This window comes from Helicobacter salomonis (genome assembly GCF_900197775.1).
GTDB classification, from domain to species: domain Bacteria; phylum Campylobacterota; class Campylobacteria; order Campylobacterales; family Helicobacteraceae; genus Helicobacter; species Helicobacter salomonis.
Genome location: NZ_FZMA01000057.1, coordinates 1 through 11,079, shown reverse-complemented (window position 1 = coordinate 11,079; position 11,079 = coordinate 1). Strand labels below are relative to the sequence as shown.

The following is an 11,079-nucleotide window of genomic DNA, read 5'->3' as shown; positions in this document are numbered from 1 at the left end:
GTACCCGAATATGTGGACGCTTTGCAAGCCAAAGGCTTCCAGCTAGACCCTGATTGGTATCGCATTAATGACACCGCTTCGCACTTGAGCGATTTGGTCATTTCTATAAAGAATCATATCAAGCAGGGGTATAAGGTGTTTTTGATAGATTCGCAGGGCTTCACGCACAATGAGCGCGCGGACATGAATGTGGAGCAGGCCGAAACGGAGAAATTCATCGCACTGCGTAACATCGCCAAACAGCATGAGGTCTTGATCATGCTCATTGTGCAGAACAATAAGACAGAAAAAGATAGCCCCACACGCTCCAAAATGGGAGCCTATGCGGCTAAAGTGATGTTTAGAGTGGACAAGCTGAATTCAAAAGAGTTCACCAATATGAGCCCACAACGCCGCTTGTATGCGCGCGCTGTGCGCATCCAAAAGAACAAGCAGTTAGGGGGCTCGCATGGGCAAGCCTTCTTTGACACTGCAGGCAAGAAATTCGTAGCCCTGCGTGATTATGAACACTCCCAGCAGGGCATAACGCCTAGCTTCTCTAAAAAGGATTGAAAATGAACTGGGAAGAGGAAGAAGATTTTACATTCGAGGAAGAGACCTGCACTCTTGAAATAGAGGCAGAAGTCTATGACGCGCTAGCACGCATTGCCTATAGAAAGCATTGCCTAGATAGCCTAGAAGACTATTTAAGAGCGTTAGCCTGCCCTCATTGTGGGGAAGGAGACGAAAACGCTCCTCTTTGTCCTAATTGCACTTCCTAGATGGAAGAGCATTAGGACATGCCCTACAAAGGGTAGGATAGCCATGTTGTGCTTAGAGTGTGCTAAAAGGACATGGCCATGATCACTAATCTAGACGCGCTCAAGGCCAAGGTACAGATTGTAGAGATCATAGGCCAACACCTAGAGCTCAAAAGAGATGGAGCAGGCTTTAAGGCCTGCTGTCCCTTCCATGAGGAAAAGAGTGGTAGCTTCAAGGTCAGCCCCTCTTTAAATATTTTCAAGTGCTTTGGGTGTGGGGAGGGGGGCGATGCCTTTGTGTTCTTGCAAAAATACAAGGGGCTGGACTTTGTGCAGGCCGCCCAAGAAGTGGCTAACTTCTACAAGTTTGACTTAGAGCTCAGCCACTCTAAAACCCCCACAGAGCAACCCCTCTTAGAGGCCCTAGCTTATGCCCAAGAGCTCTTTGCCAAGACCTTACAGGAAGACAAGAAGGTGTTAGAATACCTAGAGAGTAGGGGAGTGAGTGCACAGATGTGCCAAGAGTATGGGATTGGCTATTGTTTGCCCAATGATGTGCAGGCTTTGCAAAAGCGTTATGACTTTGGTCTGCTAGTGCGCGCAGGGTTATTGTATGTCAAGGGCGGGCATTGTTTTGCTAATTACCGCTTGACCTTCCCCCTCAAAGACAAAAGAGGCATCATCAAAGGCTTTAGTGCGCGGCGTTGTGTGGCGCGTGCCCCCTGGCAAGCCAAGCAAGATAACCCCAAATATGTCAATTCCCCCACTACACAGCTTTTTTGCAAATCCCAGATGCTATGGAATTTAGATGGTGCTTTGCGCCTCATCGCCCAGCGCAAGCAAGTCATTGTGTGTGAAGGATTCTTTGATGTGCTAGGCTTTAGCGCGTGTGGGCATCCTAATGCCGTGTGTTGTGTGGGCAGCGCCTTCACACAGGAGCACTTAAAGATATTAGCCAAGCTAGAGTGTGAAATTCTCTTTAGCTTTGATGCTGATGAGGCGGGCAAACATGCCACTTTGCGCGCGCTCAAACTCTGCTTAGAGGCAAAATACACCCGTGTGGGTGTGATTAGCATTAGGAGTGGGCAAAAGGATTTAGGCGAGTGCTTGCAACAGGGCCAAGCCCCTGAGCTTGTGCGCACTTCAGGGTGGAACTATTACGTGCGTACCCTCTTAGAGCCTAGCAAAAGTGCTCAAGAGCGCGATAAGAACTACACAGAACTGCTAAAGCTTTGCGCCCCCTATGACCCCTTTTTAAAGCAGGAATGCCTGCAGACCCTGCAAAAGTACTTGCCCCCTATTGCTTTGCCAGCCCTCAAAAAGAGCATGCCTAAAACTCCCCCCCTCACCTCTTTGAGCACAGAGGGACGCATCTTGCGTGCCATGCTAGAGCATGCAGATTTTCGCTTTTCTGCGTCCATGCACCTGCATGCCCAGGACTTCAAAGCCATGCCAGAGGTGTTTTTAGCCATTACACAAGGGCAACTAGGAGGTTTGAGCTTTCTGGTTCAGTTTAGACCCATCGAACCTGCAGATTGGAACTTTGTCCTAGCACAATTCAAACTAAGAGGCCTCAAAGCCTCTCTAGCTCAAGCCCTAGAGGGCAATGACTTCCACTTAGTGAGCGCACTCAGGGGGAAGATGTTGGCCATGCACGCCATGCGCTCATAGCTAAGCTAGGGGCTTAGAGGCGTAGCTAAATTTTCAGTTCTGAAAGATTCAGGGAATAATACCTCTTTGATTGTAGATTTTTTGATTTCTAGGGAAATATGTGCGGCTTCCCTTAAGGCGTGGCAAATGTTAAACCTCTTGGGTGGGGCCAACAGAATAACGGTCTTGTTGGGAAATAATGCACGGATTTTCCAAATTGTGCTAGCAAAGTCCGTATCTGCACTCACCAAAATCATTTTGTCGCAGGTGTTAAGAAAGGCTTGTTCTAACATCCAAATCGCTAAATTAACATCACTCTGCTTTTCTTCGTAGGTGTAGTAAAATTCCTCGCAATTTTTGCATAAAAGTCTTTTCTTTTTGAATTGGCCTAAGATGACTTGTACGCCTCTGCTCTCTAATGCGTGGATATATTCTTGATGTCTATGTTTCTTGTTTGGGTGGTGCTTAAGAAGCGCACTAAAATAGTAAACTGCTTCTAGGCAGTCATTTTCATCTAAGTAGTTAGACACTAACGCCCACAAATCTATCCATTTTAAAGCTTCGTCTCCAAGTTCTAGCAAGGAAAAATACAAGTTAAAGCCATCTATGAAAGCAGATACACGCACACATTTACTTCTGAAGTATCCAAGGCTTAAGAAGCCTCGGCTATTATGCAACGCATAATAGGATGATTTGGCTAGTATAGTCATTAATCTTTATGATTTACTGAATTTTTTGCGTGCTAGTGGCATGGGATTATGGCATGGGGTTACTTTGTTGTGGCGGTGTTTTGTGCTAGCGGGGCTATTCTAGCCCCGCAAAGATGCCAAGTTTTAACTTAATGCGCGTTTTGCATATCGCTTAACGGTTTAAATAACGGTCCCTGCTTTGTAGCGTAGTTACGCATTTCTGCACCCACACAGATGCCAAGTTTTACCTTAACTCGCGTTGGTCTTACCGCTTAATAGTTTTGATAACAGCTCTGGCTTTGTAGCGCGCGTTTTTAACCCTTGTTTTCCCTTCTTGTTTCTGCCACAATGCTTGAAAAAACAAGGAAGCCAAGTGGACACACAATCCAGCCTAGCAGAGCAAGAAACCCAACTAGAGGTGCTCAAGAGAGAAATAGAGCAGGCAGAAGCCAGCCTAGAGAGTGATTTTGCTAAACACGCTGCCCAAAATGTTGATTCACAATTAGAAGAGCTCTTTTTTGGGGACAAAGAAGCTTTTTTCAAGAAAATCCTAGAGATGCAAAATAGCTTCCTCAAAGAGAAGCTAGGCAATAAGGTAGAACAGGCCAACCAACTCCAGCAAAGCATTAGCGCCAAGAAGGGTCAGCAAGAGGTGGAGCAAGCCCAAAAAGCCTTTTTAGAGAAACACCCTGAGGCGGATATGAATGCCATCACCACCTTCTATAACGAGGACCTACCCCCCAAGTACAAGAAGGAATTAGAGCAATTAGAAGGGGTAGAGTTCTTTGAAGCCCTCTACCAGCTCTACCAGGCCTTTAAGGGGGGCAATAAGGGTGAGGATAAGCAGGGGCAAGAGCAAGCCCCCACCTCTGCCCCTCAACCCCCTAATGAGGAATTGCCCCAACGCGTAGAGGGCAACCCTGCTAACGCCCAAGGAGTGGGCCCAGAACTTGTGATGAATAGATTTTAGGAGAAATCATGTCGTTATCAGAACTCAACAAAATCAATTTGGCCAATTGGAAGGACGATCCCAATGTGAGCGTGAAGATCGCTGAACAGATTGAGCTAGCCAGTTGGAAGAAAAGCCCCTTTGAGCCCCTCACAGGACGAGGCAGTGATCGAGGGGTTAGAACCTACATCATCGCAGACAACCAGCCCTATCGCCCGCGTCTTAAAGCCCAGCTTAGCGGTTCGGGGGTGAAGGGGAATAGCGATTTTAATAGCAATTTTGACAATTTGGAAATTTTGAGTCAAACCATCTACCCTGAAGTCGTGGGAAATGCCATTAAGAGTGAAATCAAGCATTACAGCGCGCTCAAGCACATCGACTTCATCAAGGAAGCCAGCGATAGCTTGACGGAGTGGATACAGGCTAAAAGAGATCGCGCCTTGGTGTGCGCTTTGAGTAATGACTTCACCAATGTGGTGGTGTGCGATGGAGCGGATGGTTTTAAGAGCCCCGACCCACAGGATAAAGTTTCTGATTTGACTAAGAAAATCACCCCAGATGACACGATGAATGTCAAAGCCATTAGACGCGCGATCTTTCAAGCTAGAGCGGGCCTGCGCCATGATAACAAACAGGCTTTTCCCCTCAAGCCCATCCGCTCAGAGATGGTGAGCGTGGGAGGGGTGAGTGTGGCTAACTACAGCTACATTATCTTGCTAGATAGCTTTGCCATCAACCAACTCAAGGCAGACCCTGAGTATCAAGAGATACAGAAGTACGCAGGGGTTAGGGGGGATAAGAACGCGCTCTTTAGTGGGATTGTGGGGCTCATTGACAATTGTCCCATCATTGATATGGGCGTGTGGACTTCTATGAATGTGGGCTTGCTCAATTCCGAGGTGAGTGATAGCGAATTTGAAGCCCATTTGAACAAGCAGAATGTGAGCAAGGTCACTCCCCCCAGTGCCTATGCAGATGCCACCCCTGTGAGTATAGGCGCGCTTATAGGCGCGAGTGCCTTGGTGTTAGCGGGCAATGCCGCCATTAATTTCTACATCAATGAGACAGAGGATGCGGGCAGAAAGACCATTTGCGGGGTGGATCGCATTCTAGGGGTGAGCAAGGCCCGTTTCACGAGCTCTAATAGCGTGCCCTCTGTGTACGATGGTTCAGACTTTGCCGTGATTGGCTTGTTCAGCGTCAAACAATAGGAGAGAACATGGTTCAAAGAGTCAAGAATGTATGCTATTTGTGCAAGGTCAACTTCAAATTAGATGAGCAGGACAAGACTTTGGCCATGTTGCCCAGTGGCGCAGAGGTCTTGAGTGTCAATCTGCAGATTGTAGAACCTCTAGCAGGGGCTACCTTGGATATTGGGCTTAAAGACGAGCCTGACTACTTCTTAAGCACCGTAGATGGGGGGACTAAGAGTTATGAGCAGAGTTCTGCGCTCCTCTCCAGCCCTAGCAACCAGACCATCAACGCCACCATTACAGGGGCTGATCCCAACAAGGATAGTCTAGCCACCTTGCGCGTGCTCTACTTTGCGCCCTCGGAAATTAGCATTGAGTGTTAGATGCAGTGGCTGGGCTTTTTAGGGGAAGGTGCTGCTAATCCTGGTTCTGCGTTAGACAATGTGGGGGCAGGTGTAGGTCTGGGGTTACAGGGAGTGGGGCTATTGATGGGCGGAGTGTCTTTGGGCACACAGATTTGGAACACGAATGAGCAGATCAGACGCTCTAAGGAAGCCATGAAGCTGGCCAGAGCCCAATTCATGGAAGAGAACCGCCGCTACAACGCCAGAGAGAAAGAACGCCTAGAAGCCAACGCCATCATAGGCCAAGCGGCTCAAGGCTATGATCTGAACACCCCTATGGCTCTAAACTCTGCCCCCATGCTAAGGGAGTAGCATGCGTCTAGTGGATGTAGGCAGTAGCGGCGTGGTGGAATTGGTGAGCAAGTATGGGCACACCAAGCGCACATGGAATGGCAGGCATGTGGAATTGCCCTTGAGTGTGAGCAGCGATCACTACCGCTTTAATGGGGAAGTCTTTTGCGTGTGTGAGGGAGAGGGCACTTTGTTTTTTAGAGATTATCCGCGCGCACTGAGTTTCATCAACTTAGATGCCCAGGCCTTAGATGCGTATTTGATGAGCCTAAGACTGCCCAGCGATCTGGCCCAGCGCGCCCTCATCAAAGACTTCATCAGCGTGTATGAGAAGAATATTGCCAAGGGGGGGTTATACCTCAATCCCCCCTTCTTTGAAGACATGGAAAGGGAGTTATTGCATGGTGGATAGCAATGAAGTTGAGCACAAAATTCGCGCGCGCCTCAAAGATGACAACCATCCTAATACGCGCTTTAGTCTGCCTGAAATCTTGGATGCCATCAATGCCATCGTGGCTAATCTGATTTTAGAGTTCAAGCTTAACCGCACCCAAAGGGCTAAACTCTTAGAGCCCTCTAGCCCCCGCCTGCAAACCCCCTATCTCTTAGGTATTCTGCAGGCTAAATTTGAAGGGCGCACTTTGTATAAGCGCGTGAGTGTGGATCATGCCACAGAATTGAGTCTACTTATCCAAGAAGACGCTTTGAGCGTGAGCCCCTTTAGAGCGGGCACATTAAGCGTCATCTATTATGCCTATGAGCCCATCACCACTCTTGATCAAAGCCTCCCCCTGCCCTCCATTGCCTGTGATGCAGTGGTCTATGGCGCGCTCTCCCTTTTGCTAGAAGTGCCCACAGATGAGAGCAACTACCAAAAGATTGGGGTCTTTAAGAACCTCTTCAAAGAGGCTAAGAGCCTGCTGGCCCTCTATCTCAATAGTCTCTACAACTGCGCAGGCAATAGTTTTTCTCGGGTGGTACGCGTATGAATATCAACCGCTTTGTGCGCAATTTCCTAAGCCTTAGAGAGGCCCTGCAAACCCAAAACTTCTCCAGCAAGGAACTCAATAGTCTGTGCATGCAGGGGGCCATTGAGTATGAGAAGCTCTACCTAGAGGAAGCTAGAGGGGCCCTAGAAGAGGCCAAGGTAGGCCTAGAGGCCATGCAACTCAAGGCCAAGTTAGAGCTAGAACGCTTGAACGCCCAACACCAATTAGAGGCCACCAAGGCCCAGATGCTCAATTCCCTCATTCAAAGCCAGAGCATGCTCAAAAGCCTCAAAGACAATGCGGCCATCAATCGTGCCAACGCCTATGTGAGTTTTTTGCAGGTGGTGGGCAATGCCTCCAATGCTAGCGGGATTGCCCAGCATGCCGACAATGTGGTGAAAACCATCAATCGCATCGGCTTAGATCAAGGTCCTAGCCCCCTAGATGGCTATCTCAACCAATTAGCCCAAAGCTTAGGGCATTTGAGCAGCTTAGAAGAAGAGGCTCCTAGCATTGAGCTCTATACCCAAAGCCTAGAAACTTTGCCCGATCACCCCATCAAAGTGTGGGGCTATTCCACACTCAAAAACGCCAGGGAGAGCTTTGCCATCGATGGGGCGTTTTTCTGTGAGGGCAACACCATGTTGTTCAAAGCTAGCACCCCTAAGCGCTACACCATTCTCTTTGTCAGCCAAAACCGCGCTACACGCATTGAGAAGTCTATCAATATCCTAGTCAGTGATGACAAAATGCCCATTTTAAAATAAGGAACAAACATGCCCGATCCCAAAGACTTAACCCAACAAGGGTTTCAACGCGTGAGTGTCGCCCAAGTGGTGGATGTGGGACCTACAACAACACCTACAACAACACAGCCCGCAGGAACTCCAGGAACTCCAGGAACTCCAGGAACTCCAGGAACTCCAGGAACTCCAGGAACAGCAGGAACAGCAGGAGCAGCAGGAGCAGCAGGAGCAGCAGGAGCAGCAGGAGCAGCAGGAGCAGCAGGAGCAGCAGGAGCAGCAGGAGCAGGAACGCCCCCCGCTCAAGCTGCAGGAACTGCCCAAGGACAAACAACTGCCCTGCTAGACCCCGCCATGTTCAAAGAAGAGATAGAAAAACTCAAGGCCAAACAAGAAAAGAAGATTGAGCAAGCCCAAGAGGCTTTTGACAAGGCTCAAGACGCACTCAATGAAGCCAAACAAGCCACTCAGAGGGCTCAAGACGCGTTTTTAGAGAGCAAGGAAGCTAAGGGAGTGCTAGAAGAATCCCAACGCCTCCTAGAGCGTGCCAAAGCCTCTCAAAGCCAAGCCAATAACTCTCTAGCTCTAGCTAAAATCACAATCCCTAAAGACCAGCTAGAGATTTTTCCTGCTACGCCTACCATCCCCATTTTGCAGACTTCCAACGCACCCCACAACCCAGATTTGGACGCCATCCAAGCTGACTACCTCAAACTCTTAGAAGACGCGTTGAACAAAAATGACAACTGGAAGGAGCAAATCTATCTCTCCTTGCAAGCCACACACCGCGTATTGGCCAATTTCCAAGCCCTCAAAGAGCTCTACCGCAATGCGGGCAGATTGGATGTAGGCGTAGAGGAGCGCGCTAGCGATCGGGTGGTCTTTGTGAAAGCCCAAGTGGAATACATCCGCCAACTCATCAGGGAGTACAATGGCTATTTTGATGAGTTCAATGGGGTGATGAACAAGAACAATGAACTCATTGTGCGCAATTTCGATCTCGTCCTAGAGCAAATCGACCTAGTGAAGGCCTTGATCACACGCGTGAATGAGGAAGCCAATGAAGTGCTGGCCCTAAAGGATGGTATCAAAACTCTGCTAGAAAAGCTAGAGAGCATGGACGATCTCAAAGACGAGTTGCTCGACTTGAACACAGAGGCACGCCTGCAAGCCAAAGAATTGCGCACTCTAGCAGCAGAAGCGATGCAAAGCATTCGGGAACGCCTAGCAGCGGCCATCAATGACATCAACACCCAAGAGGCAGATACTGCCACTAAGCTACACGAGTTGCAAACCCAACTGCTCAGAGAATTGCACGCTCTAGATCAACTCACCCAGGAGCGCGCTAACAAGCAATTCAAGGCCATTGACGATCGCATGGACGAATTCCAAGACAAATGGGCTCTAAACTACAAAAAGCTAGAAGATGGCTTAGCAGAGATGACCACAGTGAAAGACCACCTAGATGATCTGCAGCAAAAGGCCACCGATCTCTTTGATGAAAAATTAGACCTGCTAGCCGATCGAGCCAAAGTCTATGAGGACACAGCCAATGCCAAGTTTGCTGACTACAACGCCAATGACACAGCTAAGCGCGCAGACTATGAGCAAAACGCGCAACAGAAGCTTGATGAGTACAATGCTAACGACACTCAAAAGACCCAGGACTATGACACTAACGCGCAAACCAAGTTAGACGATTACAATGCCAATGACGCTACCAAACGGGCTGATTATGACCAAAACGCCCAACAGAAGCTAGATGACTACAACGCTAATGACGCTACCAAACGCGCTGATTATGACACTAACGCCCAAACCAAGTTGGACGATTACAATAACAACGACACCCAAAAAACCCAAGACTACAATCAGAATGCCCAACAGAAGTTAGACGATTACAATCAGAATGACACGGCTAAACGGGCAGACTACGACCAAAACGCCCAAACCAAGTTTGATGAGTATAACGCCAACGACACCCAAAAAACGCAAGACTACAATCAAAATGCCCAACAGAAGCTAGACGATTACAATCAGAACGACGCTACCAAACGGGCTGATTATGACACTAACGCCCAAACTAAATTAGACGATTACAACGCTAATGACACGGCTAAACGGGCAGACTACGACACTAACGCGCAAACCAAGTTCGATGAGTATAACGCCAATGACACTCAAAAAACGCAAGACTACAATCAAAACGCCCAACAGAAGCTAGATGACTACAACGCCAATGACGCTACCAAACGGGCTGATTACGACGCGCATGTGGCCTTGAAGTTGCAAGAAGCACAGGCGCAGGTGCAGAATTTCAATGGGGCGAATTTAGCCAAATTAGACGAGTTCAAAAAGGACTTACAACAGGCCAAAAATCGCTACGATGCTAACGCCACGGCCAAGCTCGCAGAATTTGACAATAATTACACCCAGAAGTTAGACGATTACAACGCTAACGATGCCCAGAAGCTGGATGAGTACAACGCCAATGCACGGGCTAAATTAGCTGATTATGATGCCCACATCGCCCTCAAACTCCAAGACGCCCAAACCCAAGTGCAAAACTTCAATACGGGCAATCTGAACAAATTGGAGGAATTTAAAAGAGATCTGCAAGATGCTAAGAATCTCTACGACACCAACACCGCCCAAAAGTTCAAAGAGTACAATGACAACGCCACGGCCAAGCTAGATGCCTTTAACGCCAATAACACGGCTAAGCTTCAAGAGTACAATGACAACGCTAACCAGAGAGCGGCCAAGCAACTCCAAGATCACAACACCAATGCTGCTCAAAAGCTCAGTGAATTCAACACCAATGCCGCTCAAAAGCTCAAAGATCACAACGACACAGCCCATCAGAAGATGGAGGCATTGTTGAATTTGTCCCAAGAGAAAGTGGATGCCTTCAACGTCCTTAGCACAACAAGAGTGCAGGAATACAATGACAACACCACCCAAAGGCTGGATGTTTTCAACCAAAATGCCACCCAACAGACTAACGCCTTTGATGCCAATGTCACCACCAAGACAGGGGAGTACAACGCCAATGCCACCACTAAGACCAGTGAATACAATGCCCTAGCCAACCACCAGATCGCAGAGCTCAAGCGCACTCTTTTTAGCGAGCTTTCCCAAGTTAGTATAGAAGCCAAGCTCTTGGGTGAGATAACCAAAATCCACACCCAGCTCAACCAATTGCGCCAGGAACAAACCCGCTTAGGGGGCAATTTCAAAACCCTTATCTTTGACAAAAACGCCACTTGGCAGGCTCCCAAATCGATGTACTACTACATCTTTTTGCAGGGGGGCATAGGGCCTGATAACAATGCTAGCAGTGGCAATCCTAGCAGCTTTGCTAATGTCTTGAGCGTAGCAGGGGGCAAGGGAGGGGGCAATGGCCTAGGGCAGATGGGCCCTGTCAAGGC

The 11,079-nt window shown here is 48.5% G+C and carries 11 protein-coding genes and 1 pseudogene; 11 read left to right on the top strand and 1 reads right to left on the bottom strand.

Annotation, left to right across the window (positions count from 1 at the left end):
- From C6H04_RS07315 to dnaG, 3 genes and pseudogenes are all read left to right on the top strand, one after another.
- A pseudogene (locus C6H04_RS07315) lies at positions 1-552 on the top strand (hypothetical protein); the annotation flags it as partial.
- A 2-nt stretch (positions 553-554) separates the two neighbouring features.
- Entirely contained in the window at positions 555-761 is a 207-nt protein-coding gene (locus C6H04_RS07310; protein ID WP_104732783.1) for a hypothetical protein, read from the top strand.
- Positions 762-839: 78 nt separating this feature from the next.
- Positions 840-2,411, top strand: a complete 1,572-nt coding sequence (dnaG, locus tag C6H04_RS07305) for a DNA primase (RefSeq protein ID WP_158653833.1) — start codon at positions 840-842, stop codon at positions 2,409-2,411.
- Between the two features lie 5 nt (positions 2,412-2,416).
- Here the strand turns inward: dnaG and C6H04_RS07300 are convergent, their stop codons facing one another.
- Positions 2,417-3,016 carry an NYN domain-containing protein gene (locus tag C6H04_RS07300; protein WP_158653832.1) on the bottom strand — a complete coding sequence of 200 codons (600 nt, stop codon included), beginning with the start codon at positions 3,014-3,016 and terminating at the stop codon, positions 2,417-2,419.
- A gap of 322 nt (positions 3,017-3,338) precedes the next feature.
- Here C6H04_RS07300 and C6H04_RS07295 point away from each other — a divergent pair, with 322 nt between their 5' ends.
- The 8 genes from C6H04_RS07295 to C6H04_RS07255 form a co-directional block, all read left to right on the top strand.
- Positions 3,339-4,049: a coiled-coil domain-containing protein gene (locus tag C6H04_RS07295; RefSeq protein WP_499797618.1), complete on the top strand. Its 711-nt coding sequence runs from the start codon at positions 3,339-3,341 to the stop codon at positions 4,047-4,049.
- An 8-nt stretch (positions 4,050-4,057) separates the two neighbouring features.
- Positions 4,058-5,239 (top strand): phage capsid family protein, encoded by a 1,182-nt coding sequence (locus C6H04_RS07290; protein ID WP_104732779.1) that lies wholly within the window; start codon positions 4,058-4,060, stop codon positions 5,237-5,239.
- Positions 5,240-5,247: 8 nt separating this feature from the next.
- A complete protein-coding gene (locus tag C6H04_RS07285) occupies positions 5,248-5,604 on the top strand; it encodes a hypothetical protein (protein ID WP_104732778.1) in 357 nt (118 codons plus the stop codon).
- Positions 5,605-5,937 carry a hypothetical protein gene (locus C6H04_RS07280; RefSeq protein ID WP_104732777.1) on the top strand — a complete coding sequence of 111 codons (333 nt, stop codon included), beginning with the start codon at positions 5,605-5,607 and terminating at the stop codon, positions 5,935-5,937.
- A 1-nt stretch (position 5,938) separates the two neighbouring features.
- A complete protein-coding gene (locus tag C6H04_RS07275; RefSeq protein ID WP_104732776.1) occupies positions 5,939-6,328 on the top strand; it encodes a hypothetical protein in 390 nt (129 codons plus the stop codon).
- Positions 6,318-6,905, top strand: coding sequence for a hypothetical protein (locus C6H04_RS07270; protein WP_104732775.1), 588 nt, complete (start codon positions 6,318-6,320; stop codon positions 6,903-6,905). Before C6H04_RS07275 ends, C6H04_RS07270 begins: the two co-directional genes overlap by 11 nt.
- Positions 6,902-7,672 carry a hypothetical protein gene (locus tag C6H04_RS07265; protein ID WP_104732774.1) on the top strand — a complete coding sequence of 257 codons (771 nt, stop codon included), beginning with the start codon at positions 6,902-6,904 and terminating at the stop codon, positions 7,670-7,672. The genes C6H04_RS07270 and C6H04_RS07265 overlap by 4 nt, the downstream gene beginning before the upstream one ends.
- A 9-nt stretch (positions 7,673-7,681) precedes the next feature.
- Positions 7,682-11,079 (top strand): coiled-coil domain-containing protein (locus tag C6H04_RS07255; protein ID WP_199767099.1); only part of this gene is annotated, 3,398 nt, incomplete at its 3' end.